The organism is Shinella sp. Sh6 (genome assembly GCF_055392685.1).
The window spans coordinates 1,832,594-1,857,441 of the sequence record NZ_AP044005.1 but is presented as its reverse complement, the minus strand read 5'-3'; the positions used below and the strand labels follow the sequence as shown (position 1 = coordinate 1,857,441).

Sequence of the window (24,848 nt, the reverse complement as noted above, 5' to 3'; positions counted from 1 at the left end):
CAAACGAATAGCGATGATGGCAGGTATCAGGAAAAGCGATGGCGCCATGTATCCTCCTCTCGAAAGCGATCTCCTGCGCATCTTCGTTGCCGTCGCGCAGGCGGGAAACGTCACGCATGCGGCCGAAAGGCTCGGGCGGACGCAATCGGCCGTCAGCATGCAGGTGCGCAAGCTGGAGGATTTCGTGGGCTCCGTGCTCTTCGAGCGCGGCCCGCGCGGCGTGGGGCTGACGGCTGACGGCGAGCGGCTCCTGCCCTATGCGCGGCGCATCGTCGGCCTCGTCGACGAGACGACGGCGGCCATGCGCACGGCCCCGCTCGACGGGCCGGTACGTGTCGGCATTCCCGAGGAATACAACCAGACTGTCCTGCCGGCCGCGCTCGCGGCCTTCGCCGGCAGCCATCCGGGAACGGAGGTGACGGTGCTGTGCGGCTATACCGCCCAGCAGCTTGCCGCGCTCGAGGGGGACAAGCTCGACCTTGCCGTGATCTTCGACTGGTGCGACGGCATTTCGGGCGAGGTGCTGGCGGTCGATCCGACCGTCTGGGTCACATCCGTTGCCCATAGCCGGCATCTGGAGCGGCCGATGCCGGTCGCGGTCTACTGGCGGTCGAACTGGTGCCGGGAGTTTGCGCTGCGCTCGCTGGAGCGGCACGCGATCCCCTACCGCATCGCCTATACCTGCGATACGAGCGGCGGGCTGCGCTCGGCGGTGACGAGCGGGCTTGCCGTCGCGCCGCTCTCGCGTAGCACCCTGCCGCCGGGCACACGGGAGCTGACGGCGGGGGACGGCTTTCCGCCGATCGATTCCTCGCGCGTCGTGCTCAAGCGCAATCCGCGCCGCAGCGGGGCGGCGATCGACGGCATGGCCGACATGATCCGCACGTCCTTCGGGCCGCTGGCCGCCGCCGGTCAGGCCTTCGGATAGGCGCGTTCGAGACCGCCGGAACGGGCGAGGCCGGCGCGGAAGGCGGCGAAGGCGGCATGCTGGCTGGAGCGGGCGATTTCCATGAGGCGGATCTGCAGGCGGGCGGGCGCGGCATCGCCCAGCCATTCGCCGAGCCTTTCCAGCTTCAGCGAATTGAGGAAGCGGGCCGTGGCGGCCCTGTCGAGATGGAGGGCAAGGCCTTCCAGCAGGTTCTCGTCCTGCTGCGGATTTTCCATCAGAAGGCGCAGATAGGCCTCGTCGCCTTCGCCGAGCGCGCCGAGCTTGTCGGCGACGGTCGCCCGGTCCGGAAAGGCTGCAAGATCGGCACTCATGGCATTCCCCCAGAATCGTCTCCGTTCTGGATAGGACGCGGCGGAAAGCGCCGCAAGCGTGGCTTGGCATTTTGGATTTAAAATCCAATATTGACAAAATATCTACGATAGGTTTGTTTGCCGCCATGCAAACCCGAACGAATGCCGAAACGCTGCTCCGCCAGCACACTGCCACGGCCGCGGCCATCTCGACCCTCCTTCACCCTCATGCCGAGGTCGTGCTGCACGATCTCGAAACGGGGCGGATCGCCGGCATCTGGAACGCCTTTTCCGGGCGCAGGCCCGGCATGGAATCGCTCGTGGAGGACGAGCCGGAGGCAGCCGGGGACGACGGCGTCTACGGCCCCTACGAGAAGACCGGCGCGGACGGCCGCCGCCTGAAATCGGTGACGGCCGTGCTGCGGGACGGGGAGGGGCGCGCCACCGGCCTCCTATGCATCAACATGGATGTCTCGCATTTCGATGCGGCGGCGAAGATGCTTTCCGCCTTTGCCGGCACCCCGGCGCCGCGGCCGCCCTCGCTCTTTGCCGGCGACTGGCGGGAGGAGATCAATACGGCGCTGCACGAGTGGCTGCGCGGGCAGGGGCTTTCCCTTTCGGCGCTACGCAAGGCCGAGCGCGTGGCGCTGGTAGCCGTGCTCGATGCGCGGGGCCTCTTTGCCACCCGCAATGCCGTCGATCATCTCGCCGGCCTCATCGGCGCCTCGCGCGCCTCCATCTACAATTACCTCGCCGAAGCCCGGCGGCCGAACGACAAGGACGAGACCCCGTGACCACGCTGCCGGATTTCCGCCTCGAAACCCATTTCTCGCGCTGGGAGTTTTCCGCGCGCCACCACATGACCGCGAGCGACGCCGAGACGATGACCATGGCGGCGCTTCTGGCACTCGCCGGCCCTGAGGACCTGGAGGCGTGGGAGCGTGTCTCGCTCGGCTATACCGAGACCTGGGGCGCGCCGGCGTTGCGCGAGACCATCGCCTCGACCTACGACACGCTGTCCGGCGCCGATATCCTCACCTTCGCCGGGGCGGAAGAGGGGCTTTACTGCGCCATGCTGGCGCTGCTTGCGCCGGGCGACCATGCCATCGTCACCGTGCCGAACTACCAGTCGATGGAGACGATGCCGGTCACCATCGCCGGCAATGTGACGGGCGTGGCGCTGCGGCCGGAAAACCGCTGGCAGCTTGATCTCGATGATGTACGCGCCGCGCTCCGTCCGGAAACCAAGCTCATTGCCGTCAACTTCCCGAACAACCCGACCGGCGCCATCGCCGATCGGGAGATTTTCCGCGACCTCGGCGCGCTTTGCGCCGAGCGCGGCATCCATCTCTTTTCCGACGAGGTCTATCGCGGGCTGGAGGTCGACGCGGAAAAGCGCCTGCCGCAGGCGGCGGACCTCTTCGACAGGGGCATCTCGCTCAACGTCATGTCCAAGGCCTACGGCCTGCCGGGCCTGCGCATCGGCTGGATCGCCAGCCGCGACCACGCGCTGCTCCAACGCATGGAGAAGATGAAGCACTACCTCTCCATCTGCAACGCGCGCCCCTCGGAGGTGCTGGCCGGCATCGCGCTCAAGGCGCGCGAGGCGATCTTCGCCCGCAACCGCGCGCTCTGCGCGGAAAACATCGGCAAGCTGGACAGCTTCTTCGCCGAATACCCGCATCTCTACGAATGGACCGCCCCGGACGGCGGCTGCGTGGCCTTCGCGCGCTATCGCGGGTCGGATGGCGTGGAGGAGCATTGCCGGCGGCTGGTGGAAGAAAAGGGCGTGCTGCTGCTACCCTCCAGCCTCTACGCCTCGGACCTCTTGCCGGTGCCGGCGGACCGCTTTCGCGTGGGCATCGGCCGGAAGAACATCGACGCGGGGCTTGCGGCCTGGCGGGAATTTCTGGAGGAGGCGTAAAAGACCCTCTCTGCCTGCCGGCATCTCCCCCACAAGGGGAGAACGGCTAACAGCCGGCTTCTCCCTAAAAATTTTCCGCTGCGATTGCCGCAAGGTACGTCCCTCTCCCTTGTGGGGAGGGATTTAGGGAGGGGCCTTCGGTCAGCTCCGGCGCCGGCCGCGTTCGCGGGCGGGGGCGGTGCCGCCCTGGTTGGCGGTCTTGTTGCGCAGCGGGCCGATCGTCTCGATGATGGTTTCCAGCGTCGGGCGCTCGCGTACCTCGTGGGCGTCGAGCGCGACGCGCATGGCGGCGAGATGCTCGCAGGAGGTGCCGCAGCAGCCGCCGATGATGCGCGCGCCGGCATCGCGGGCAAGGCGCGCATATTCGGCCATCAGCGGCGGGGTGCCGGAATAGTAGATCTCGGCGCCGCGATATTCCGGGATGCCGCAATTGCCCTTCACCACCACCGTGGCGGAGGGGTCTGCGCCCGTCATGTCGAGGAGCGAGGAGAGGATGTCGGAAGCGCCGACGCCGCAATTGGCGCCGACGGCGAGCGGCCCCGTGCCGATATCGCCGGCAACGCCGTGGATATCCTTGGGATGCAGGCCCATCATGGTCTTGCCGGCCGTGTCGAACGAGCCGGTATAGACGAAGGGCAGGCCGACCTTGGTGGCCGCTTCCGCCGCCGCGCGGATTTCCTCCGGCGAAGACATGGTCTCGATCCAGGCGACGTCCGCGCCGCCGGCCTTGAGGCCCTCGATCTGCTCGGCGAAGGCGGCGACGGCATCGTCATGGGTAAGGGCGCCGAGCGGCTCGAACAGCTCGCCTGTGGGGCCGACGGAGCCGGCGACGATGACCTTGCGCGGCGCCTTGTCGGCGACGGCGCGGGCGATCCCGGCGGCCTTCCTGTTGAGTTCGAAGACGCGGTCGTCCGCGTGGTGCAGCTTCAGGCGGTGGCGCGTGCCGCCGAAGGTGTTGGTGAGGATGATGTCCGCGCCCGCATCGACGAAGTCCTGGTGCAGCTTCGTGATGTTCTCGGGCTTCGCCTCGTTCCACAGTTCCGGCGCCTCGCCGGCCTCCAGGCCCATCGCGAAGAGCGAGGTCCCGGTCGCCCCGTCGGCAAGCAGGAAGGGCTTTTCGGCAAGAAGCGCGGCAAGCGGGTTCGTGGCGGTCATCGGCGTATCCTTCTGTTTGTCGCATCATATAAAGATTTCTTTATGTGATTGCAACGGCCGTTTCCCGTTCCGTCGTCATGCTCGGGCTTGTTTGCAGGAGACGATAGTGCACGAGAGACAGCAAGCGCCGGCACCCCAAAACGATGAGGGCGCCGTCACGGCGCCCTCTCGCGTGCGGTCAGGCGGCCTGCGCCTCGTCGGTCGCCTGGGTCACCATGGCGGCGATGACGGCGCTGAGGGTGAGGGCGCCGAGGGGCTTGCCGGCCTCGTCGACGACATGGGCCAGGGTCTGGTTGGCGGAAGTCATGGCGCGGGCGGCGCTTTCCAGCACCGTGCCCTTGGCGATCGGCATGCCTTCCGGATTGCCGGAGAGCGGGGCCATGATCGTCTCGACATTGACGACGCGGCCGCGGTTCACTTCCTTGACGAAGGCGGTGATGTAGTCGTCGGCCGGGTTCAGCACGATCTCCTGGCCGGTGCCCTGCTGGACGACCATGCCGTCGCGCAGGATCGCGATCTTGTCGCCGAGGCGAAGCGCCTCGTCGAGGTCGTGGGTGATGAAGACGACCGTCTTCTTCAGTTCCTTCTGCAGTTCGAGGAGAACGGTCTGCATGTCGACGCGGATCAGGGGGTCGAGCGCCGAATAGGCTTCGTCCATGAGCAGGATGTCGGCGTCGTTGGTCAGCGCGCGGGCAAGGCCGACGCGCTGCTGCATGCCGCCCGAAAGCTGGTTCGGATAGTGGTTCTCGAAGCCGGCAAGGCCGACGCGGGCGATCCACTCCTTGGCGCGCTTTTCCCGCTCGCCGGACGACACGCCCTGGATCTCGAGGCCGTAGACGGTGTTCTCCAGCACCGTGCGGTGCGGCAGCAGCGCGAATTTCTGGAAGACCATCGCCGTCTTGTGGCGGCGGAATTCGCGCAGGTCCTTCTCGTTCATCCGACACACGTCGACGCCGTCGTAGAGCACCTCGCCGGCGGTCGGGTCGATCAGCCGGTTGATGTGGCGGATGAGGGTCGACTTGCCCGAGCCCGAAAGGCCCATCACCACCATGATGCCGCCGGCCGGCATGGAGATGTTGATGTCGCGAAGCCCGAGCACATGGCCGTATTTCTGGTTCAGCTCGGCCTTGCCCAGGCCGTTCTTGACGGCATCGACATAGTCCCCGCCCCGGGGCCCGAAAATCTTGTAGAGGTTGCGGACCTCGATTGCATGACTAACCATGAATTACCTCCGAGTGCTTTTGCAGGCGCCGGCCATAGGCCTGGCTCGTGCGGTCGAAAATGATGGCGATGGCCACGAGCGCGAACCCGTTGAGGAACCCGACCGTGAAGAACTGGTTGTTGATGGCCTGGAGCACGTTCTTGCCGAGCCCCCCGACGCCGACCATCGAGGCGACGACGACCATGGCGAGCGACATCATGATCGTCTGGTTGATGCCGGCCATGATGGTGGGAAGGGCGAGCGGCATCTGCACATTCCTGAGCTTCTGCCAGCCGGAGGAACCGAACGCGTCGGCGGCCTCCAGCACTTCCTTGTCGACGAGGCGGATGCCGAGGTTGGTGAGGCGGATCATCGGCGGAATGGCGTAGATGACGACCGCGATCAGCCCCGGCACCTTGCCGATGCCGAAGATCATGACGACGGGGATGAGGTAGACGAAGCTCGGCATCGTCTGCATCACGTCGAGGATGGGGTTGACGAAGGCCTGCACCCGGTCCGACCGCGCCATGAGGATGCCGATCGGAATGCCGATCAGCACGGCGATCAGCGTGCAGACCGTCACCATGGCGAGCGTCACCATCGTGTCGTTCCAAAGGCCCATGAGGCCGATGGCGAACATGGAGACGGCCGTCCCGATGGTGATCTTGATGTTGCGGCTGCCGAAATAGACGACGCCCAGCATGACGATCAGCACGAACGGCCAGGGCGAGTTGACGAACAGCCGTTCGAGATCGTTCAGGAACCATTGCAACGGCTGGACCAGCGCGTCGATGGCGTTGATGTAGCTTCTGACCAGGCTTTTGAAGCCGTCGTCGATGACCTTTCTCGCCGCGCGGACGCTGGCGTCACTGAAGGCTGGAAATTTGCAAAGAAAGCCTGGCACTGATTCGCATAGGCCTGCCATCCTGTTCCCCTCTTTGTCTCCGGAAGTTGCCGTCCTGCCGGGCAACGGATCGTTGCCTGCCGAACGGATGCACAGGGATATTGTTGTTCTGGTTCCCGGCTTGCCGTCCGTCATCGCACGAAACGGCCGTTCGATACTGTGCTGTTAGCGACCCCGGTTTTCCCGATGTGCGCGGACGTTGCCCGTCCGTCGTGCGTCGCGAGGAGGGCCGGCAACCCGCGGATTGCCGGCCGATGCGCGTCAAAGAGCGGCTTTCACCTTCTCCGCGACCTGCGGCGAGACCCATTTGGTCCACATGTCCGGATAGTTTTCGAGGAAGTGCCTTGCCGCATCCTCGTTGGTGCCCTGGTTCTCGCCCATCCAGGCAAGCACCTTGCCGACCGTGCCGTTGTCCCACTGGCGCGTCTTCATGTAGTCCATGGCCACGCCCGCCTTTTCCGCGAAGGCCTTGGTCACGATGGTGAAGACGTCCGACGTCGGATAGGAGTTGACCTTCGGCTCGGGGCAGTCCGGCACGGCGGTGCAGGCGTCCCAGTCGGCCTTGTCGTGCTCGACGCCGAAGGACAGGCGCGTCATGTCGTACTTGCCGAGGATGGCGGTGGGCGCCCAGTAGTAGCCGAGCCAGCCCGTCTTCTTCTCGAAGGCATTGGCGATCGAGCCGTCGAGGCCGGCGGCCGAGCCCGTGTCGACCAGCACGAAGCCGTCGTCGTCGGCCTTCAGCGCGCGGTAGAGGTTGGAGGTCGAGACCTGGCAGTTCCAGCCCGACGGGCAATTGTGCACGGCGCCCTTGGACGGGTCTTCCGGCGCGGGGAAGAGCTCGGGATACTTCAGCGCGTCCTGCACCGTCTTGATGTCGGGATGCTCGTCGGCGAGGAATTTCGGGATCCACCAGCCTTCGACGCCGCCTTCGGAAAGCAGCGGGGCGAGCTGGATGAGGCGGCCTTCGGCGATTGCCGCGTCGAGCGGCGTGCGCACGGCGTTCACCCACATTTCGGGCGCGACGTCCGGCTCGCCCTTCTCGTTCATGGAGGTGAAGGTCGGCATGGTGTCGCCGGTCACCAGCGTGACCGTGCAGCCGTAGCCGCTTTCGAGGATGATCTTGTCGACCTGCGCGGCGACGCCGGCCGAGGCCCAGTTCATTTCGGCGATCGAGACCTCGCCGCATTCCGCCGCCTGGGCAGAACCGGCGAGGCCGTAGAGGCCGGCGGCGAGGAGAGTGGAAGCAAGGAGCTTCTTCATGAATTAAGACCTCCCAGTCTTTGAGATGCAGCGATCAACCCGGAGGGCAGCGCAGGGTACTGCGTTATCCCGACTACCCGAACGTTTTGCGACAGCCACGGGATATCGATGCCAGACGAGGCGAGCCAATCCCCCTGCTATCGTGACGCCGAGCCCCTTATTGTTGTCTGCCGGCGGAACCCTGTCGCCGGCAACGTGTCCTCGTGCGTCTGACAGGCAGCCTACGGGTTCTCATTGAGAAATCAACCTCCTGCCGGGAATGCCGCCTTGCGGGCGCGCCTTCCGGGAGGCTTCGAGGCCGGAAAACCGGCGCCCTTTCGGCGGAAATTCTGGGCTTTTGCCCGCATGAGGGCAAATGTCCGCAAGGCGGATCGCCGGTATGGAAAAGATGGTCGCCGGATGCGGACAAATCCTGTCCCGTATGCGCCGCCGGGCGGGCGCGAAACTTTTTTCGCATTCTTTCAAAAAAAATCGCGATTCATCTTTGCTTAAGGTCCCGATAACGGTCCGGTAACGATGTGCCGCTATTGGTTTTGACACGGCGGGGGACACCGCCGCCCGCTCCGGATAAGGTATTGCGTTCCGGGGTGCCTCAGCGTCCGATGCGTATCTGTCGGAAGCCGCCATGCGTATTTTGGCAAGCCGTGCATCGCCGGAAGGCGTGCACGGCTTTCGCCGTTCTGAGGGCAAGAAAAAACGCCGCCTCCCGGAGAGAGACGGCGTCGTATGCGAGCGGACCTGACGTCGCGCCCGAAGGATCAGCCGACGTTGCGCGTGCGGATGAAGCCGAGCGGGCCAAGCGGCGTATCCATGACGAGGTTGCGCACGCGGGACTGGCTCTTGGGGGCTTCGCCGTTCCAGGCGATCTGAACGAAATTCGGCTTGCTGAAGATGTACAGCATGGTCTTGGTCCTTGAAACCCGAAGCCACTTGCCTCGGCTGGTGATGAGATGGATATAGGCTTGCCGGCCGCAAAAATCATGGTCGATCACGGCGCTCCATGTCGCAAATCGGATATCATGACAGCCATGCTGCGGATGTATGGCGCAGTGTTGCCGAAAAGCCTCTGCGCGGTGCCCGAAATTGCGGCGGGAATGCGGTGAATCAGGGCTTTTCGGCGGCAGGCGGGAGTGCTAGGGAGGGCGCCATGACCAGAACGATCATGCTTCAGGGCACCGGCTCGGATGTCGGAAAAACGGTATTGGTGGCCGGGCTCTGCCGCATCGCCGCCAATCGCGGGCTGAAGGTGCGCCCCTTCAAGCCGCAGAACATGTCCAACAACGCCGCCGTCTCCGCCGACGGGGGCGAGATCGGCCGGGCGCAATGGCTGCAGTCGCTCGCCGCCCGCGTGCCGTCCTCCGTGCACATGAACCCCGTGCTCCTGAAGCCGCAATCGGATGTCGGCAGCCAGATCGTCGTGCAGGGCAGGGTGTTCGGGCAGGCGAAGGGGCGGGACTACCAGGCGCTGAAGCCGAAGCTGATGGGCGCGGTGATGGAGAGCTTCGAGGCGGTCTCCTCCGGCGCCGACCTCGTCGTGGTCGAGGGCGCGGGCTCGCCGGCGGAAATCAACCTTCGGGCCGGCGACATCGCGAACATGGGCTTTGCGACGCGCGCGGGCGTGCCGGTCGTGCTCGTCGGCGACATCGACCGCGGCGGCGTCATCGCCTCGCTCGTCGGCACCCATGCCATCCTGCCGGAGGAGGACCGGCGCATGGTGACGGGCTACCTCATCAACAAGTTCCGCGGCGACGTGAGCCTCTTCGACAGCGGCGTTGCGGCGATCGGCGGCTTTACCGGCTGGCCCTGCTTCGGCGTCGTGCCGTGGCTGAAGGAGGCCGCGCGCCTGCCGGCGGAGGATTCCGTCGTGCTGGAGCGGCTCGCCAAGGGCGGCGAGGGGGCCTTGAAGGTCGCCGTGCCCGTCCTGTCGCGCATCGCCAATTTCGACGACCTCGATCCGCTGAAGGCCGAGCCGCAGGTGGACCTCGTCTTCGTGCGGCCGGGCGAACCCATTCCGGCCGATGCCGGCCTCGTCGTCCTGCCGGGTTCGAAATCGACGATCTCGGACCTCCAGGACCTGCGCGCCGCCGGCTGGGACAAGGATATCGCCCAGCACATGCGCCGCGGCGGGCGCGTCATCGGCATCTGCGGCGGTTACCAGATGCTCGGCCGCCGCGTCACCGATCCGCTCGGCATCGAGGGCGGCGAGCGCGAGGTGGCGGGCCTTTGCCTTCTCGACGTCGAGACGGAGATGGCGCCGGAAAAGACCGTGCGCAACAGCACCGCCCGGTCCCTGCAATACGACGTGCCGCTCGAAGGCTACGAGATCCATCTCGGCCGCACGACGGGGCCGGATACGCAGCGGCCCTCCGTCAGCATAGATGGGCGGCCGGACGGCGCGGTCTCGCCGGACGGGCGCGTCATGGGCACCTATCTCCACGGGCTTCTTGCGAGCGACGCCTACCGGGCGAAGCTCCTTGCCGATTTCGGCATCGCGGGCGGCGGCTTCGACTATCGCGCGAGCGTCGATGCGGCGCTCGACGGCGTGGCGGCGGAGCTGGAAGCGGTTCTCGACCGGCGCTGGCTCGACGGCCTTCTGGGCACGGCTGATTAAATCGCGCTGCTGAAACGTACAGCCATCGGGCTTCCTCGCCCCGGTTCTCGCACCAAAGTTGCGCCAGAATTGGGTGTAAGGAGTGGCCTGGAACCGCCCGGGCCGCCGGGCGTTGACGCTGCGCGCGATCCGAAAGGGTGAAATACATGGGTTCTGGACCTCTCGCACGATCCGTTCTGGCCAGCCTCGTCGGGCTGTCGCTCGCTGGCCTTCCGGCCGCAGCCTTCGCCCAGTCGGGCAAGGAAACATCAAGCGCGGGAAAACGCTGGGAGGAGGAATTCTCCCTCTGGCAGAAGGTCTCATCCGGCAGCGACATCGCGCAGTACGAAGGCTACCTGAAGCAATATCCGAACGGCACCTTCGCCTCCATGGCGCGCCTGCGCATCGCCGAACTCCAGGCCGCCGCCAAGGCCAGGCCGGCGGCGGAAGCCGATGCGAAGGCGACCGCTGACGCCGAAAAGGCCAAGGCGGACGAGGCGGCCGCTGCCGAGAAGGCAAAGGCCGAAGAGGCTGCTGCCGCTCGCAAGCTTGCGGAGGAAAAGGCCGCTGCCGCCGAGAAGGAAAAGGCGGAGGCCGAGCGGCTGAAGGCCGAAGCCGACGCGAAGAAGGCGCAAGAGGAAGCTGCGGCCCGCAAGCTGGCCGACGAGAAGGCCGCTGCCGAAGCAAAGGCGAAGGCCGAAGCCGAGGCGAAGAAGGCCGAGGACGAAGCCGCCGCGCGCAAGCTGGCCGCGGAAAAGACCGCTGCGGAGGAGGAAGCCAAGGCCGAAGCCGCCGCGGCGGAAAAGGCCCGCGCCGACGAAGCTGCCCGCCTGAAGGCGGAAGCCGACAAGGCGAAGGCTGAGGAGGCTGCCCGTCTGAAGGCGGAAGAGGCTGCCGCTGCGCAAAAGGCCCGCGCCGAGCAGGAGGCCACGGCCCGCCGCGAGGCGGAGGCAAAGCGCGTGGAGGCGGAAAAGGCCGCCGCGGCCGAGAAGGCGCGGATCGAGCAGGAAGCCGCCGCCCGCAAGCTCGCCGAGGAGAAGCAGGCCGAGGTGGAACGGCTGAAGGCCGAGGCCGCCAGGGCCGCCGCCGAAGCAGAGGCCAAGGCGGCGGAAGCCGCGCGCCTCACCCGCGAAGCCGAAAAGCGCGCCGGGGAAGCCGCCGCGGCCCGCACCACCGAGGATGCCGGCAAGGCCGATACGGCAAAGCGCGAGGAAGAGGCCTTCCAGAAGGCGGTGGTCGCCGGCACGCAGCAGGCCTTCCGCAGCTATCTCGACACCTATCCCGACGGCCGCTTCGCCGCTGACGCGCGCGAGCGCCTTGCGGCCCTTGCCGATACGGGGCAGCAGAAGGCCGAGCCGAAGCGCGAGAGCGCGACGGCAAAGCTCGACAGCGAGCGCCGCGAGCCCGTGGTCGACCCGCGCGAAGCCTATCTCGGCCGCGGCGGGCGGGCGCAGGCGCAGCGCTGGCTGAGCCTGCTCGGCTTCAACACCCACGGCGCCGACGGCGTCTTCGGCCCGCGCTCCCGCTCGGCGATCGCCGCCTGGCAGGGCGCCTCCGGCTACCGCCCGGACGGCTATCTCACGCGCCAGCAATACCGCGCGCTGCAGCGGGCCGCCGATTACGCGGAAGTCCGCCAGAACCGCCAGCGCCGCTACCAGCGCGACTACGACGTGCTGGAAGGCCCCGTCGACGGCTATTACGACGGCCCCTACTACCGCGACGACGGCTATTACCGCGGCGGCGGCGGCATGGTGATCATCCCCGGCTACTAAAGGCCTCCCTGTAAGGGAGGCCTCGCAGATGGCAGACGGTCGCCTCTTTCCCCTTCTCCCCGCAAGCGGGGAGAGCGACTGTCTTTGTGGTCAAGCGTTTTTCCATGGTTTACCGTCGCGGATGATTGCGTTGAGGATGGTGAGGAGTTTTCGCATTGTCGCGACGATGGCGACGATCTTCGGCTTGCCGGCAGCCACGAGCCTGTCGCGGAAAGCCTTGAGGACCGGGTTGTGACGGGACGCCACGAGGGCGGCCATGAAGAGCACGGCGCGCACCTTGCCGCGACCGCCGCCGATGAAGCTCCTGCCTCGCCATTTGCCCGATTGCCGCGTGAACGGCGCGATCCCCGCCAGTGAGGCGATCTGGCGCCGATCGAGCGTGCCGAGCTCGGGCATCTCGGCAATCAGCGTGCGGGCGGTGGTCGGCCCGACACCCGGCACAGACGTCAGAAGCGCCTCGCGCACCCGCCACAAGGGCGACTTGCGAATACGGCCGTCGAGCTCGTCGTCCAGGCTTGCAAGTTCGTGCCGGAGCGCGGCAAGCAGGCGCTTGATGCTCTTCTGTGTCTCCTTCGTCTGCGCCATCCGCGCCCGGTTCTCTTCCGCCGTGATCATCTGCACGATCTGGCGGCGGCGCGACACGATGGCCGAGAAGGCTTCACTCTCCTCATCGCGCAACGGCCGGATATCCGGTTTCGTCGCCGCCACGAAGGCTGCGATCACCGCCGCGTCGATCGGGTCGGTCTTGGCACGTTTGCCCAGCGCATTGGCATAGGAACGAACCTGCGCCGGATTGACCACGACAACGGCAAGGCCGGCCGATGACAGGCCCGCAGCCGCAAGCATCTCGTAACCGCCGGTCGCTTCCAGCGCCACGACATCGGCCTTTGCCTCTCGCAGCCGGGTGATCAGTCCATCCACGCCGGCATGGTCGTTGCCGACAAGGAAACTGTCACCGGCCGGAAGAACATGCACATCCAGCCGGTCCTTCGAAACATCAATGCCAACGATCACGTCCATCCTGTCCCATCCTTGCCTAAGCGGGCTTCGCATGCGCGAGCGGCCCTGGCGACTGTTCGGGTTCGATGGAACGGCGGATGAAGACCCAGGCTCTCCCACGGGCTTGGTGTCCCAAAGGTGCTGCGGTCTCTCATCCGCCACCGCAATCGGCAATACAGCGCCAATCCCGGGCAAAGGGAAGTTACAAAGGTGCCGGCAGGCCGGATGAGGGGCTGCGCCGTCCTTCACCCCTTGGAGCCCGCTTCCGCCTGTGCTAGCAATCGCCCATGGCATCGTTCTTTTCAAAACTTTTCGGTCGCGGCGGCGAACCGGCTTCTCCGGCGAAGATCGCCGAGGAAACCGAGGCCTATAACGACCTTCTCCTCGTCGCCGCGCCCATTCCGGAGGGCGGGCAGTATCGTCTGGCCGGCCGCATCGAGAAGCGGGACGGCGAGCGCGTGCTGGTGCGCAGCTTCATCCGGGCGGACCTCTTTTCCTCGCGCGACGACACCGTGGGCGCGACCTTCCGCAAGGCGCGGCAGATCGCCGACCAGCACGGTTCCTCGCTCTTCAGCGACGGCACGGAGAGCCGGCAGGTCTGACGCAGAACGCGGCAAATCTGCCGCGCCGCAACGAAAAGTCGTGCTTTTTCCATGAAGACGCTGGAGAACCGGCGCGATTGGCTGTATCCGCAGAAGAAGATGGGATGCGACTCTCCCGGCGGCGGCCGCCGGGCATCGCAAGATCTGCGGACTGCGCATGGGCACTGAAAACCTGATCCTGCTCCTGATCGAGGCGGGGTTCTATTTCGTCTTCATGGTGGGTCTGCTGCACCTGCGCCACCAGCTTGGCATCGGCGTCTTCGTCGCCGCGCTCGGCGTCATGCATTTCCTCGAGACGTATCTTGCCGCCGTCTTCTATATCGAATTGCCCTTCGGCGTCATTTCGCCCGGCTCGTCCGTGCTCTTCTCCGGCAAGCTGATGATGATCCTCCTGCTCTATGTGAAGGAGGACGCCGCGGTCGTGCGCGCGCCGATCTACGGCCTGCTCGCCGGCAACTTCCTGACGGTCGGCCTTAGCTTCTTCCTGCGCCACCACCAGACGGTGGGCGCGGTGCCGGGCCGCATCGCCGATCTCGCCTTCATCGACGAGATGGGCTGGCTGATGCTCTGGGGCACGATGATGCTCTATGTCGATTCGCTCGCCATCATCCTGCTCTACGAGCGGCTGGGCCGCGTCTTCAGGCACCGAACCGCGATGCGCTTCTTCGTCGTCGGCGTCGTCGTCCTGACCTTCGACCAGATCGGCTTCTTCTCGGCGCTGCATTTCCTCAATGGCGCGCCGATCGAGGTTTTCTGGGGCGGCTGGATCGCCAAGATGATGGCGGCCTGCGCCTATGCCGTGCTGATCACCGTCTACCTCTCCTATTCACGCCTCTCCGCCATTCCCGTCTCGCCGCGGCCGATCTCGGATATCTTCGCCGACCTCACCTTCCGCGAACGCTACGAGGACCTGCTCGACCGCTCCGGCCGCGACGCGCTGACCGGCGTCTACGACCGCAGCCGGCTGGAATTCGAAGCGCCGCGCCTGCTGTCGGCCATGCTGGTCGAGGGCAAGCCGCTGGGGCTGATGATCATCGACGCCGACCATTTTAAAGACGTCAACGACCGTTTCGGCCATCTTGCCGGCGACGGCGTGCTCAAGGAGACGGCCGCCTGCCTCAAGCGGGTGCTGCGCAGCGGCGACCATCTCTTCCGCTTCGGCGGCGAGGAGTTCGTGGTGATCAGCGAGGATATCCTGCCGGATGCCGGCGCCGACCATGCCGAAATGCTGCGGCGGGCCGTCGCGGCGGATATCCGCCGGCCGGACGGCGCGCCGGTGACCGTCAGCATCGGCGTCGCCAACAGCTATCACGACGGCACGACGCTGAATGCCCTGCTTTCCACCGCCGATGCCCGGCTCTACGCGGCCAAGAATGCCGGCCGTAACCGCGTGGTCTCCCGCTAGACGCCGACATTCGGCCGGTCGATGATCTCGCGCAGCGCGAAGCTCGAATTGATCTTCACCACATGGGGAAGCGCCGAAAGCCAGTCGCGGTGGATGCGCTCGTAGTCGGCAAGGTCCTTGGCGGCGACCCGCAGGATATAGTCGTATTCGCCGGACATGAGGTAGCAGACCAAAACGTTGGGGCAGAGCTTCACCGCGGCCTCGAATTCGGCGAGCGTCTTGGCGAACTGGCCGGACAGCGAGATGTGCACGATGGCGATCATCTTGTAGTCGAGCGCCTTCGGCGAGACGCGGGCGTAATAGCCGTTGATGACGCCGGATTTCTCCAGGATATCGAGGCGGCGCGAACAGGCCGAGGGCGACAGGCCGACCCGCTCGGCAAGCTCCGCGTTGGAAATGCGGCCGTTCTGCTGAACGGTTCTCAGAATCGCAGCATCGATTGCATCCATTTGCGCCATTCGAATTTCCTACGAAATTTCCGCTGATATTCGAAGAATATTCGACAAGCCGCCCTTTCGCAAACTGGCTTTGCAAGGACATTGCGCGTTTCCTCTGCTTCCATGATCACCCGCCGATGCGGCGGCAATCAATCGGGAACTTGAAGACAGGGAAGGAACGCGCATGCGTGTCGGTTGTCCGAAGGAAATCAAGAATCACGAGTACCGGGTCGGTCTGACGCCCGGAGCCGTGCGGGAATATGTCGCCCACGGCCACGAGGTCCTCGTCGAGACCAAGGCCGGCGCCGGCATCGGCGCAGACGACGACGCCTACCGCGCCGCCGGCGCGAAGATCGTTCCCACCGCTGCCGATATCTTCGGCAGGTCCGACATGGTGGTGAAGGTCAAGGAGCCGCAGCCCGCCGAATGGGCGCAACTGCGCGACGGACAGATTCTCTACACTTACCTGCATCTTGCGCCCGATCCGGAGCAGACCAAGGGCCTGCTCGCCTCCGGCGTCACCGCCATCGCCTACGAGACGGTGACGGACGAGCGCGGCGGCCTGCCGCTCCTCGCTCCCATGTCCGAGGTTGCCGGGCGGCTTTCCATCCAGGCGGGCGCCACCGCGCTCCAGAAGGCGAACGGCGGGCGCGGCATCCTGCTCGGCGGCGTGCCGGGCGTGCCGCCGGCCAAGGTCGCCGTCATCGGCGGCGGCGTCGTCGGCCTTCACGCCGCGCGCATGGCCGCCGGCCTCGGCGCGGACGTTTCGATCCTCGACCGCTCGATCCCGCGGCTGCGCCAGCTCGACGATCTTTTCGGCGGCCGCGTCCACACGCGCTATTCGACGATCGACGCGCTGGAGGAGGAAGTGTTCTCGGCCGACCTCGTCATCGGCGCCGTGCTGATCCCCGGTGCCGCCGCGCCGAAGCTCGTCACCCGCGAAATGCTCTCGGGCATGAAGAAGGGGGCGGTCATCGTCGACGTTGCCATCGACCAGGGCGGCTGCTTCGAGACCTCGCATGCGACCACCCATTCCGACCCGACCTTCGAGATCGACGGCGTGGTGCACTATTGCGTCGCCAACATGCCGGGCGCCGTGCCGGTGACCTCCGCGCACGCGCTCAACAACGCGACGCTGCACTACGGCCTCCAGCTCGCCGACAAGGGCCTCAAGGCCAGCGCCGAGGACCGGCACCTGCGCGCCGGCCTCAACGTGCACAAGGGCCGCGTGACGAACCACGCGGTCGCCGAAGCGCTCGGCTACGAGTCCTACGCGCCCGAGGCTGTGCTGAACGTCGCTTGATGGCGGCGGGATGAAAGAAGGGCCCGGAGCGATCCGGGCCTTTTTGGAATACCGGCCATCGCCCACTCCTCCGTCGTCATCCTTATCTGTGTATTGCGCGAGAATATTGTATGTTCGCGTTGCGGCAGCGTACCTCGTCATCCCAGGTCGCCAGAGACCGTGTCCGAGCACGGTACGCTGCCGTTTTGCATGCTTCACCCGAACAGTTGACCGGGAGGCCGTAGACGCGGCGATCCCGCAGGATAAGGCCGGGCATCATGACGATAGCATCTTGTTTCATCGGGATCGACGTTTCCAAGGGCTGGCTGGATTGCTACATCCATCCGCAGGCACGACGGTACCGCCTTGCCAATGACGCCAAGGGGCATGCGGCGCTTGTCGAGTTGCTGGAGCGACAGGGCGGCTTGTGCGTGCTTGAGGCGACGGGCCCTTATGACCGGGCGCTGCGGCTTCACCTGCATGGTGCGGGCCAGCGGTTCCACCGTGCCAACCCGCGCAAGGCCCGCCAGTTCGCAAGGTCTGCCGGCTTCCTGGCCAAGACGGACCGGGTCGATGCGATGATGCTGGCTCGCGACGGTGCGGCGATGCCCTTGCCGGACGAGGAACCGTGCGAACCGGAACGGCAGGAACTGCGTGTGCTCATGGACCGGCGTGACCAGCTGGTGGAGATGCGCAAGAGCGAGCGCATCCGTCTGGCCGAGCCCCATGCCGATTGGATGAAGGCAAGCCTCCTGCAGGTGATCGACATGCTCGACCGCCAGATCGCTGCCCTGCAGGCGCGCATGGACGCGCTCCTGGCATCGGCGCACACCCTTTTGCAGGAGGAGGCCATCCTACGCTCGGCACCGGGCATCGGGCCTGTCACGGCAAGGGTCCTGCTTGCCCACATGCCGGAACTGGGCAAGCGGAACCGGCGGGCCATCAGCGCCCTTGCCGGGCTGGCGCCGATCGCCTGCGATTCAGGCAACCTGCGGGGCAGGCGCTGTATCTGGGGCGGGCGGAAGCGGGTTCGCGACGCTCTCTACATGGCAGCCCTGGCTGCTTGCCGCCGGATCCCTTCCAGGCGATCGCCAAGGCCATGCGCGAAAAGGGAAAGCCCGCCAAACTCGTCCTCATCGCAATAGCAAGGCGCCTGCTCGTCACACTCAATGCCGCTATCAGGGACAACAAACCAGTGCGTACTTGACACAACAAACACAGTTGCTCGGGCTTGACCCGAGGGTCCACGCGGCGGGTGCCCTACGCGAAGCTCTTGCGGCGCGGGGCGACGGCCTGCGTCTCGGTCACGGCGGGCAGGCTTTGCAGGACGCGCTTGGCCGGCAGGATGGCGATGGCCTCGGTGCCCTCGCGCAGCTTGGATTTCAGGATGAACTCGCCGTTGTGCTTGGCAAGGATCGCCTGCACGATCGGAAGGCCGAGGCCGGTGCCCTGCTCGGCGCTCTTGATGGCGATGGAGCCCTGGCCGAAGGCCGAGAGCACGACCGGGATCTCGTCTTCCGGAATGCCGGGGCCGTTGTCGCGGATGGAGACGTACTGGCCGCCGCCCGCCGTCCAGCCGGCCTTGACGACGACCTCGCCGCCCTGGGGCGTGAACTTCACGGCGTTGGACAGAAGGTTGAGGATGACCTGGCGCAGCGCCTTCTCGTCCGCCCAGACGGCCGGCATGCCGCTTTCCACCTGCTCGGAAATCGTGATGTTCTTGGCGCGGGCGCGCAGTTGCACCATGCCGATGCAATCCTCGGCGATATCGACGAGATGGACGGAATCCTCGGAAAGATCGTACTTGCCCGCCTCGATGCGCGAGAGGTCGAGGATCTCGTTGATGAGGTTGAGGAGGTGCTGGCCGGAGCGGTGGATGTCGGAGGTGTATTCCTTGTAGACCGGGTTGTTGAGCGGACCCAGCACTTCCGTCGACATCACCTCCGAAAAGCCGAGGATGGCGTTGAGCGGCGTGCGCAGCTCGTGCGACATGGAGGCGAGGAAGCGGGATTTGGCAAGGTTCGCCTCTTCCGCGCGCCGGCGCGCCTCGTCCGACATGGATTTGGCCACTTCCAGCTCGGCGATGAGGTCGTCCTTCTCCGATTGCGAGGAGAGGAGCTGGGCGCTGGTGTAGCGCAGGCGATGCGTCATGAAGACGAGGAAGGCGAGGGCGGCGGCGATGATCGCCGCCATGCCGACGGTCGCCGGATCGGGCGTGCGCACGGCGGAAACGGCGAGCGCGGCGATGGTCGGCAGGAAGGCGCACAGGATGGCATTGCGCAGCATCAGCGTGCTGACGGCGGTGACGGCGAGCGCCACGAGAAGCGAGGAGCCCTTGTAAAATTCGAAGGTGACGCCGGTGCAGCGGCCGCAGTCCTGCAGGGCAAAGGTGGCCCAGGCAAGACCCATCAGCACCTGCGCCATGAGGAACCGGCGATACCAGCGGCGCACGTCCTCGGCGGCGATCTCGCGCTTGCGCGCGCGCCGCGCGACCAGCATGCCGATGGCATGGACGGAAAGGGCGAGCACCGCCCAGGCGAGAAGGCCGATCTCCTCGGTAAGATAGATGCCGCCGGCGGCGATGAGCGCCACGACCATCGGCACGGCAAGCGCGCTCTGCGCGGCCGATGCGATGTGGAGCTGCAGCATTTCCCGCTCGAAGCCCGGCGAGATGCCCGTTGCCGTCTGCAGCCGTTCCCTGGTCGAGCGGACAGCCCGCGAGACAGCCTTGTTTCTGTGGCTGCGCGACTTGTCGACGATGATCTTGTCGGTCGATGTACTGACGCCGGTACTCATCATGGGTTGCACTGTTGCGGACAGCGTTGAATTCTAGGGAGGAATCCTTAAGAAGATGCTGCCGCGCATAAACCATTTGCGAACCATTCCGGCATTTTCCGCCCACCGGAATCGGATGCGTCCGGCATAGGACGCGACGGCATCATATTGAGGAACCTGTTCATGGGACTTTCCAGGAAGGCGCGCGACATCGGCGTTGCGGCCGCGATCCTCGCGCTGACGGCGCTCATCGTGGCGCGCGTCGACGGCGGCGGCGGCGAGACGGTGACCGGCAGCGCGCGGGCGGCGGACGGCGACACGCTGACGCTCGACGGCCATCGCATCCGCCTGATGGGCATGGATTCGCCGGAGATGATGCAGGCCTGCCGGCGGGACGGGGTGGAATGGCGCTGCGGCGTCGCCGCCCGCTCGCGGCTTGCGGAACTCCTGCGCGCCGGGCCCATTACCTGCAAGGCCGAAGGCCGCGACAAGTACGACCGCTGGCTGGCGCGCTGCGAGGCGAACGGCGAAGACCTCGGCGCGCGCATGGTGCGCGAGGGGCTTGCCGTCGCCTATGGCGGCTATGAGAATGAGGAACGACTCGCGAAGGCCGAGCGGAAGGGCCTGTGGAGCAGCACGTTCGACATGCCGCAGGACTGGCGCCGCATGAACGGCCGGCCGCAGGAAGACACGCATGAAGGAGAAGGCGGCCTGATCGGCGGCCTCCTCAGGGCAATGGGATTGACGTGACCGACAGGAATGACGCAGAACCCGCCAAGGACCTTGCCGCGCTTTCCGCGGCGATCGCGGCCTGCCGCCTCTGTCGCGACGCGCCGGCCCGGGGCCCAGCGAACCGCCTGCCGCACGAGCCGCGGCCCGTGGCGGTGATTTCCGATACCGCGCGCATCCTCATCGCCGGGCAGGCGCCGGGGCTTCGGGTGCATGAAAGCGGCCTGCCGTTCAACGATGCCTCCGGCGACCGGCTGCGCACCTGGCTCGGCGTGACGCGCGAGGAATTCTACGATCCGAAGAAATTCGCCATCGTGCCGATGGGCTTCTGCTTTCCCGGCTACGACGCGCATGGCAGCGACCTGCCGCCGCGGCGCGAATGCGCGCCGCTCTGGCGCGCCCGCATCATGGCGGCCATGCCGCAGGTCGAGCTGGTGCTGGCGATCGGCCAATATGCGCAGGCCTGGCATCTCGGCCGGGCGAAGGCGCCGAGCATGACCGAGACGGTGCGCGACTGGCGCCGTCATCTCGGCCGCAACGAGGGGCCGGCCGTGCTGGCGATGCCGCATCCCTCCTGGCGCAACACGGCCTGGCTGAAGCGCAATCCGTGGTTCGAGGAAGAGGTGCTGCCAGAACTGCGAAAGCGGGTGAAAACCCTGACGGCGTGAAACACAATTCTTTCAATTTGCAGCGAAACCGCTATATGGGGGAATTAAATTTCTTTTGTTTCACGCAGCCCCGCATGCAAACGCGTCGCGGACCTGCCCCGAGGGAGCCCGATGGATCGTCTGGACCGTAAAATCCTGCGCCTTTTGCAGGAAGATTCCACGCTGGCGGTGGCGGACCTCGCCAAGAAGGTGGGGCTTTCGACCACGCCCTGCTGGCGGCGCATCCAGAAGATGGAAGAGGACGGCGTGATCCGCAAGCGCGTGGCGCTGCTCGATCCGGCGAAGATCAACACGAAGGTCACGGTCTTCGTCTCGATCCGCACCAATTCCCATTCGACCGAATGGCTGAAGCGCTTTTCCGAGGTGATCGTCGAGTTTCCGGAAGTGGTGGAGTTCTACCGCATGAGCGGCGAGGTGGACTATCTCCTGCGCGTCGTCGTGCCGGACATCGCCGCCTACGACGCCTTCTACAAGCGCATGATCGCCCGCATCGAGATCCGCGACGTCTCCTCCGCCTTCGCGATGGAGCAGATCAAGTACACGACCGAGATGCCGCTCGACTACATGATGGTCGACAACCAGAAGAGCGGCGAGGAATAGGTTAAAACCCCTCCCCAACCCCTCCCCACAAGGGGGAGGGACTTACCGTGCGGCACTCTCAGCGGAAAATTTGGAGGGAAAAGCGTGCTGCCAGCCTTTCTCCCCCCTTGTGGGGGAGATGCCGGCAGGCAGAGAGGGTATTCTACTTCCGTTCCAGCCGCGCCAGCAGCGAGGACGTGTCCCAGCGGTTGCCGCCCATGTCCTGCACATCGGCGTAGAACTGGTCGATGAGCGCGGTGACGGGCAGTTTCGCGCCGTTGCGGCGGGCTTCCGACAGGATGATGTCGAGGTCCTTGCGCATCCAGTCGATGGCGAAGCCGAAGTCGTATTTGCCGGCGATCATCGTCTTGTGGCGGTTGTCCATCTGCCAGGAGCCGGCCGCGCCCTTGGAGATGACCTCGACGACGGCTTCCATGTCGAGCCCGGCCTGCTTGCCGAAATGGATGGCCTCGGCAAGGCCCTGCACGACGCCGGCCACGCAGATCTGGTTGACCATCTTGGCAAGCTGCCCGCTGCCGGCCGGGCCCATCAGGCCGACCATGCGGGCATAGGCGTCGATGACGGGCCGCGCCTTCTCGAAGACGGCCTCGTCGCCGCCGCACATGACGGTGAGAACGCCGTTCTCCGCGCCGGCCTGGCCGCCGGAGACCGGGGCGTCGATGAAGTGGAGGCCCTTTTCCTTCGTCGCCGCGTCGAGCTCGCGGGCGACCTCGGCGGAGGCGGTGGTGTTGTCGATGAGGGTCGCGCCCTTCTTCATGCCATCCAGCACGCCGTCCTTGCCGACGGTGACGGCGCGCAGGTCGTCGTCGTTGCCGACGCAGGTGAAGACGAAGTCGGCGTCCTTTGCCGCTTCCGCCGGCGTGCGGAAAGCCTTGCCGCCGAATTCGGCCGCCCATTTCTCCGCCTTGGCGAAGGTGCGGTTGTAGACCGCCACCTCATGGCCGCCCTTGACCTTCAGGTGCCCCGCCATGGGATAGCCCATGACGCCGAGACCGATGAACGCAACCTTTGCCATGCCGTAACCTCCTGCAATCGTTTGCGGATGGTGTAGCGGATGATCGTTTCGGGCGAAAGGGCTTCTCGCAGGGGGGCGGCGATGGATCCTCGGGTCGAGCCCGAGGATGACGGAGGAGGGAAGGTTGGCGCTAGAAGGGGCGCTCACGCATGCCGCGCCGCTCGATGGATAGGAAACCCTTTCCTCCCCGCCGTCATCCTCGGGCTTGACCCGAGAATCCACCTTCCGCGCGAGCCTGCCCGTCAGCCGCGGTACTTTGCCAGCACCAGGTGGCCGGCGATGGGCTCGCCTTCCTCCATGCGCACGGTGATGTCCGTGATCTCGACCACGTCGAAGCCGGTCTCGTCGAGGCGCTGGCGGACATAGGCGGGGGCGTGGGCGAAGCGCTGGTGCGGGCCGACCATGAAGGGACGGCCGGCGAAGGTCTCGTCCGGCAGCGTCTCGGAGGAGAAGACGAAATGGCCGCCGGCAACGAGATTGTCGGCGACGCCGAAGAGGAGCGGTTCGAGCGCGCCGAGATAGGGCAGCACGTCCGTCGCCGTGATGAGGTCGAAGGGCTCGTCGTCGTTGTCGTCGAGGAAGTCGACGGCCTCGGCGACATAGAGCGTCTCGTAGAGGTCCTTGTCGTGCGCGACCTCGACCATGTTCTCCGAAAGGTCGACGCCGGTGATGTCGTCCGCCATGTCGCGCAGCGCCCCGCCGGTCAGCCCCGTGCCGCAGCCGAGGTCGAGCACGCGCTTGAACGGGCCAAGCCCGAGCGCCTGGAAGCGCTGGCGCACGAGAAGCGGCACGCAATAGCCGAGCTGGTCGACGAGAACGTTCTCGAAGACCTCGGCATGCTGGTCGAAAAGGGTGGCGACATAGGCGTCGGGGGCCTTTTCCGGCGTCTCGCCGTGGCCCATCGAGGCAAGGCGCACGGCCGCCCCGCCGTGATCGTCCGGATCGAGCGCCAGTACCTCGGCATAAGCCCGGGCGGCGGCATCGAAATCGCCGGATTTCTCCAGCGAGAGGGCGCGGTTGTAGGCTTCCGCGAGCGCATCTTCGTCGATCTTCTTCATGGGCCGTCTCTTAGGCTTCGCTCACGGCTTTGGCAATGGAGGGCCAGGCTGCAATTAGGCGTTTATCAAATACGCAAAGAGGCGCATGATCCTTTCAAGACCAAAAAGACCAATGGGAGGAACACCATGCCCGCCGATATGCCCACGTTGTCCTTCGCTGCCGAGGCTGCCCGCTCCGCAAGTCCGGGCTTACCCTCGACGCCGGGGGAGAAGATCAACATGATGGCGCATTACTATCGCGGCGAGCTCGGCCGCATGGCCGGCTGGCGCGACCGGATCGACCGCACGTCGAACTGGGCGATCACCGTGGTTGCGGCGCTGCTCTCCGTGTCGCTGTCGACGCCCAACGCGCATCACGGCGTCCTGCTCTTCGCCATGCTGCTGGTGACGCTGCTGCTCCTGATCGAGGCGCGGCGCTACCGCTTCTTCGACGTCTACCGGGCGCGGGTGCGCCAGCTCGAGCGGTTCTACTTCGCCGAACTCCTGGGTCCGAACGACCAGCTCGCCCTCGACTGGGCGGCGCCCATCGCCAAGAGCCTGCGCAAGCCGGAATTCCTGATCAGCTACCGCGATGCCGCCTGCCGGCGGCTGCGGCGCAACTATTGCTGGATGTATCTCATCCTGCTTCTCGCCTGGGCGCTGAAGATCTCGTCCTCGGCCCTGCAGCGGCCGGCGACGGCGGGCCGGGACATGACGCTCGCCGTCGAACATGTGGTGGGCAATGCGGCGCTCGGGCCGGTGCCCGGCGGCGTGGTGATCTGCCTCGTGCTCGTCTTCTACCTCACCATCGCCTATTTCTCGCTCAAGGTGGACATGTCCGACAGCGAGCTGTCGCACGGCTCGGTGCATGTGTGAGCGGCGGGCGGGCTCTCAGTTGATGATGAACTCGCCCTTGAGCGCGCGCCACTCCGTCGCCGAGATCAGGCGGCGGTGGACGTAGCGGACCGAATGCAGCGGCCCGTCCAGCTTCTCCTGCCAGAATTTCAGGAAGCGCTTCATCTCCGGGAAATCGGGAGCCAGATCGTAGTGCTGCCAGACAAAACTTTGCAGGAGCTGCCGGTGATCCGGCATGCGGTAGAGGATCTGGGCCGTGGTCACGCCGTAGCCCTTGAGCTGCATTGCCATGTCGTTCGTCATAGCGGACCTCATCGCGTGATGAATGATGGTCCCTATGATTGAGCGCTCGCAAGGTTAATGAAAGGTTTCCCTTTCGCTTGCTCTAGAAATATTTGT

The 24,848-nt window shown here is 65.9% G+C and carries 25 protein-coding genes; 13 read left to right on the top strand and 12 right to left on the bottom strand.

All coding sequences use genetic code 11. From position 1 onward, the window contains the following. Window positions 1-46: 46 nt before the first annotated feature. Window positions 47-928, top strand: coding sequence for a LysR family transcriptional regulator (locus ACZ5TO_RS09090; RefSeq protein WP_464800274.1), 882 nt, complete (start codon window positions 47-49; stop codon window positions 926-928). Here ACZ5TO_RS09090 and ACZ5TO_RS09085 read toward each other — a convergent pair. Beyond that, complete coding sequence (locus ACZ5TO_RS09085) at window positions 913-1,260, bottom strand: hypothetical protein (RefSeq protein ID WP_184139843.1); 348 nt, start codon at window positions 1,258-1,260, stop codon at window positions 913-915. The genes ACZ5TO_RS09090 and ACZ5TO_RS09085 overlap by 16 nt on opposite strands. Before the next feature lie 125 nt (window positions 1,261-1,385). On the opposite strand from ACZ5TO_RS09085, the gene ACZ5TO_RS09080 reads away from it, so the two are divergent. Then, entirely contained in the window at window positions 1,386-2,033 is a 648-nt protein-coding gene (locus tag ACZ5TO_RS09080; RefSeq protein ID WP_464800273.1) for a helix-turn-helix transcriptional regulator, read from the top strand. Then, a complete protein-coding gene (locus ACZ5TO_RS09075; RefSeq protein WP_464800272.1) occupies window positions 2,030-3,163 on the top strand; it encodes an aminotransferase class I/II-fold pyridoxal phosphate-dependent enzyme in 1,134 nt (377 codons plus the stop codon). The genes ACZ5TO_RS09080 and ACZ5TO_RS09075 overlap by 4 nt, the downstream gene beginning before the upstream one ends. A 141-nt stretch (window positions 3,164-3,304) precedes the next feature. Here the strand turns inward: ACZ5TO_RS09075 and bmt are convergent, their stop codons facing one another. From bmt to ACZ5TO_RS09050, 5 genes are all read right to left on the bottom strand, one after another. Then, complete coding sequence (gene bmt / locus ACZ5TO_RS09070; RefSeq protein WP_464800271.1) at window positions 3,305-4,318, bottom strand: betaine--homocysteine S-methyltransferase; 1,014 nt, start codon at window positions 4,316-4,318, stop codon at window positions 3,305-3,307. Between the two features lie 178 nt (window positions 4,319-4,496). Next, window positions 4,497-5,540 (bottom strand): quaternary amine ABC transporter ATP-binding protein, encoded by a 1,044-nt coding sequence (locus ACZ5TO_RS09065; protein ID WP_184139835.1) that lies wholly within the window; start codon window positions 5,538-5,540, stop codon window positions 4,497-4,499. Beyond that, on the bottom strand, window positions 5,533-6,444 hold the full coding sequence (locus ACZ5TO_RS09060; protein ID WP_184139833.1) for an ABC transporter permease: 912 nt from the start codon (window positions 6,442-6,444) through the stop codon (window positions 5,533-5,535). Before ACZ5TO_RS09060 ends, ACZ5TO_RS09065 begins: the two co-directional genes overlap by 8 nt. 240 nt (window positions 6,445-6,684) lie before the next feature. Next, on the bottom strand, window positions 6,685-7,683 hold the full coding sequence (locus tag ACZ5TO_RS09055; RefSeq protein WP_464800270.1) for an ABC transporter substrate-binding protein: 999 nt from the start codon (window positions 7,681-7,683) through the stop codon (window positions 6,685-6,687). A 758-nt stretch (window positions 7,684-8,441) separates the two neighbouring features. Next, entirely contained in the window at window positions 8,442-8,585 is a 144-nt protein-coding gene (locus ACZ5TO_RS09050; RefSeq protein ID WP_184139829.1) for a hypothetical protein, read from the bottom strand. 245 nt (window positions 8,586-8,830) lie between these two features. Between ACZ5TO_RS09050 and ACZ5TO_RS09045 the strand changes: the two genes are divergently transcribed. Both ACZ5TO_RS09045 and ACZ5TO_RS09040 read left to right on the top strand, forming a co-directional pair. After that, the gene (locus ACZ5TO_RS09045) at window positions 8,831-10,294 is read left to right on the top strand and encodes a cobyric acid synthase (RefSeq protein ID WP_464800269.1); all 1,464 of its coding nucleotides are present in this window, start codon (window positions 8,831-8,833) and stop codon (window positions 10,292-10,294) included. 146 nt (window positions 10,295-10,440) lie between these two features. Then, the gene (locus ACZ5TO_RS09040) at window positions 10,441-12,045 is read left to right on the top strand and encodes a peptidoglycan-binding domain-containing protein (protein WP_464800268.1); all 1,605 of its coding nucleotides are present in this window, start codon (window positions 10,441-10,443) and stop codon (window positions 12,043-12,045) included. A gap of 90 nt (window positions 12,046-12,135) precedes the next feature. Here the strand turns inward: ACZ5TO_RS09040 and ACZ5TO_RS09035 are convergent, their stop codons facing one another. Continuing rightward, entirely contained in the window at window positions 12,136-13,065 is a 930-nt protein-coding gene (locus ACZ5TO_RS09035) for an IS110 family RNA-guided transposase (protein ID WP_464798050.1), read from the bottom strand. A 266-nt stretch (window positions 13,066-13,331) separates the two neighbouring features. On the opposite strand from ACZ5TO_RS09035, the gene ACZ5TO_RS09030 reads away from it, so the two are divergent. Together ACZ5TO_RS09030 and ACZ5TO_RS09025 are read left to right on the top strand one after the other, a co-directional pair. Beyond that, entirely contained in the window at window positions 13,332-13,646 is a 315-nt protein-coding gene (locus tag ACZ5TO_RS09030) for an HlyU family transcriptional regulator (protein WP_464800267.1), read from the top strand. Between the two features lie 157 nt (window positions 13,647-13,803). Next, entirely contained in the window at window positions 13,804-15,051 is a 1,248-nt protein-coding gene (locus tag ACZ5TO_RS09025; protein WP_464800266.1) for a GGDEF domain-containing protein, read from the top strand. Here the strand turns inward: ACZ5TO_RS09025 and ACZ5TO_RS09020 are convergent. Further along, window positions 15,048-15,509 carry an Lrp/AsnC family transcriptional regulator gene (locus ACZ5TO_RS09020; RefSeq protein ID WP_184142117.1) on the bottom strand — a complete coding sequence of 154 codons (462 nt, stop codon included), beginning with the start codon at window positions 15,507-15,509 and terminating at the stop codon, window positions 15,048-15,050. The two genes, ACZ5TO_RS09025 and ACZ5TO_RS09020, sit on opposite strands and share 4 nt — an antisense overlap. A 163-nt stretch (window positions 15,510-15,672) precedes the next feature. On the opposite strand from ACZ5TO_RS09020, the gene ald reads away from it, so the two are divergent. Together ald and ACZ5TO_RS09010 are read left to right on the top strand one after the other, a co-directional pair. Beyond that, window positions 15,673-16,791 carry an alanine dehydrogenase gene (ald, locus tag ACZ5TO_RS09015; protein ID WP_464800265.1) on the top strand — a complete coding sequence of 373 codons (1,119 nt, stop codon included), beginning with the start codon at window positions 15,673-15,675 and terminating at the stop codon, window positions 16,789-16,791. A 257-nt stretch (window positions 16,792-17,048) separates the two neighbouring features. Next, entirely contained in the window at window positions 17,049-17,915 is an 867-nt protein-coding gene (locus tag ACZ5TO_RS09010; protein ID WP_464800264.1) for an IS110 family transposase, read from the top strand. Between the two features lie 115 nt (window positions 17,916-18,030). On the opposite strand, the gene ACZ5TO_RS09005 is transcribed toward ACZ5TO_RS09010, so the two are convergent. Further along, a complete protein-coding gene (locus ACZ5TO_RS09005; protein WP_464800362.1) occupies window positions 18,031-19,566 on the bottom strand; it encodes a sensor histidine kinase in 1,536 nt (511 codons plus the stop codon). 162 nt (window positions 19,567-19,728) lie between these two features. Here ACZ5TO_RS09005 and ACZ5TO_RS09000 point away from each other — a divergent pair, with 162 nt between their 5' ends. From ACZ5TO_RS09000 to ACZ5TO_RS08990, 3 genes are all read left to right on the top strand, one after another. Further along, window positions 19,729-20,295, top strand: coding sequence for a thermonuclease family protein (locus ACZ5TO_RS09000; protein ID WP_464800263.1), 567 nt, complete (start codon window positions 19,729-19,731; stop codon window positions 20,293-20,295). Beyond that, entirely contained in the window at window positions 20,292-20,942 is a 651-nt protein-coding gene (locus ACZ5TO_RS08995; RefSeq protein WP_464800262.1) for a uracil-DNA glycosylase family protein, read from the top strand. Before ACZ5TO_RS09000 ends, ACZ5TO_RS08995 begins: the two co-directional genes overlap by 4 nt. Window positions 20,943-21,053: 111 nt before the next feature. Beyond that, a complete protein-coding gene (locus ACZ5TO_RS08990; protein ID WP_184139651.1) occupies window positions 21,054-21,542 on the top strand; it encodes an Lrp/AsnC family transcriptional regulator in 489 nt (162 codons plus the stop codon). A 142-nt stretch (window positions 21,543-21,684) separates the two neighbouring features. Here ACZ5TO_RS08990 and ACZ5TO_RS08985 read toward each other — a convergent pair whose 3' ends face one another. Both ACZ5TO_RS08985 and ACZ5TO_RS08980 read right to left on the bottom strand, forming a co-directional pair. Continuing rightward, window positions 21,685-22,575, bottom strand: coding sequence for an NAD(P)-dependent oxidoreductase (locus ACZ5TO_RS08985; RefSeq protein WP_464800361.1), 891 nt, complete (start codon window positions 22,573-22,575; stop codon window positions 21,685-21,687). Window positions 22,576-22,799: 224 nt separating this feature from the next. Next, a complete protein-coding gene (locus ACZ5TO_RS08980) occupies window positions 22,800-23,615 on the bottom strand; it encodes a class I SAM-dependent DNA methyltransferase (protein ID WP_464800261.1) in 816 nt (271 codons plus the stop codon). A gap of 126 nt (window positions 23,616-23,741) precedes the next feature. Here ACZ5TO_RS08980 and ACZ5TO_RS08975 point away from each other — a divergent pair, with 126 nt between their 5' ends. Continuing rightward, on the top strand, window positions 23,742-24,470 hold the full coding sequence (locus tag ACZ5TO_RS08975) for a DUF2270 domain-containing protein (protein ID WP_184139646.1): 729 nt from the start codon (window positions 23,742-23,744) through the stop codon (window positions 24,468-24,470). Window positions 24,471-24,485: 15 nt separating this feature from the next. Here ACZ5TO_RS08975 and ACZ5TO_RS08970 read toward each other — a convergent pair whose 3' ends face one another. Then, entirely contained in the window at window positions 24,486-24,752 is a 267-nt protein-coding gene (locus ACZ5TO_RS08970; protein ID WP_464800260.1) for an usg protein, read from the bottom strand. Window positions 24,753-24,848 lie beyond the last annotated feature (96 nt).

Coding starts and splice junctions, on each gene's coding strand:
- ACZ5TO_RS09090 (WP_464800274.1), top strand. CDS start 47: ATGTATCCTCCTCTCGAAAGCGATCTCCTGCGCATCTTCGTTGCCGTC.
- ACZ5TO_RS09085 (WP_184139843.1), bottom strand. CDS start 1,260: ATGAGTGCCGATCTTGCAGCCTTTCCGGACCGGGCGACCGTCGCCGAC.
- ACZ5TO_RS09080 (WP_464800273.1), top strand. CDS start 1,386: ATGCAAACCCGAACGAATGCCGAAACGCTGCTCCGCCAGCACACTGCC.
- bmt (WP_464800271.1), bottom strand. CDS start 4,318: ATGACCGCCACGAACCCGCTTGCCGCGCTTCTTGCCGAAAAGCCCTTC.
- ACZ5TO_RS09065 (WP_184139835.1), bottom strand. CDS start 5,540: ATGGTTAGTCATGCAATCGAGGTCCGCAACCTCTACAAGATTTTCGGG.
- ACZ5TO_RS09060 (WP_184139833.1), bottom strand. CDS start 6,444: ATGGCAGGCCTATGCGAATCAGTGCCAGGCTTTCTTTGCAAATTTCCA.
- ACZ5TO_RS09055 (WP_464800270.1), bottom strand. CDS start 7,683: ATGAAGAAGCTCCTTGCTTCCACTCTCCTCGCCGCCGGCCTCTACGGC.
- ACZ5TO_RS09050 (WP_184139829.1), bottom strand. CDS start 8,585: ATGCTGTACATCTTCAGCAAGCCGAATTTCGTTCAGATCGCCTGGAAC.
- ACZ5TO_RS09045 (WP_464800269.1), top strand. CDS start 8,831: ATGACCAGAACGATCATGCTTCAGGGCACCGGCTCGGATGTCGGAAAA.
- ACZ5TO_RS09040 (WP_464800268.1), top strand. CDS start 10,441: ATGGGTTCTGGACCTCTCGCACGATCCGTTCTGGCCAGCCTCGTCGGG.
- ACZ5TO_RS09035 (WP_464798050.1), bottom strand. CDS start 13,065: ATGGACGTGATCGTTGGCATTGATGTTTCGAAGGACCGGCTGGATGTG.
- ACZ5TO_RS09030 (WP_464800267.1), top strand. CDS start 13,332: ATGGCATCGTTCTTTTCAAAACTTTTCGGTCGCGGCGGCGAACCGGCT.
- ACZ5TO_RS09025 (WP_464800266.1), top strand. CDS start 13,804: ATGGGCACTGAAAACCTGATCCTGCTCCTGATCGAGGCGGGGTTCTAT.
- ACZ5TO_RS09020 (WP_184142117.1), bottom strand. CDS start 15,509: ATGGCGCAAATGGATGCAATCGATGCTGCGATTCTGAGAACCGTTCAG.
- ald (WP_464800265.1), top strand. CDS start 15,673: ATGCGTGTCGGTTGTCCGAAGGAAATCAAGAATCACGAGTACCGGGTC.
- ACZ5TO_RS09010 (WP_464800264.1), top strand. CDS start 17,049: ATGACGATAGCATCTTGTTTCATCGGGATCGACGTTTCCAAGGGCTGG.
- ACZ5TO_RS09005 (WP_464800362.1), bottom strand. CDS start 19,566: ATGAGTACCGGCGTCAGTACATCGACCGACAAGATCATCGTCGACAAG.
- ACZ5TO_RS09000 (WP_464800263.1), top strand. CDS start 19,729: ATGGGACTTTCCAGGAAGGCGCGCGACATCGGCGTTGCGGCCGCGATC.
- ACZ5TO_RS08990 (WP_184139651.1), top strand. CDS start 21,054: ATGGATCGTCTGGACCGTAAAATCCTGCGCCTTTTGCAGGAAGATTCC.
- ACZ5TO_RS08980 (WP_464800261.1), bottom strand. CDS start 23,615: ATGAAGAAGATCGACGAAGATGCGCTCGCGGAAGCCTACAACCGCGCC.
- ACZ5TO_RS08975 (WP_184139646.1), top strand. CDS start 23,742: ATGCCCGCCGATATGCCCACGTTGTCCTTCGCTGCCGAGGCTGCCCGC.
- ACZ5TO_RS08970 (WP_464800260.1), bottom strand. CDS start 24,752: ATGACGAACGACATGGCAATGCAGCTCAAGGGCTACGGCGTGACCACG.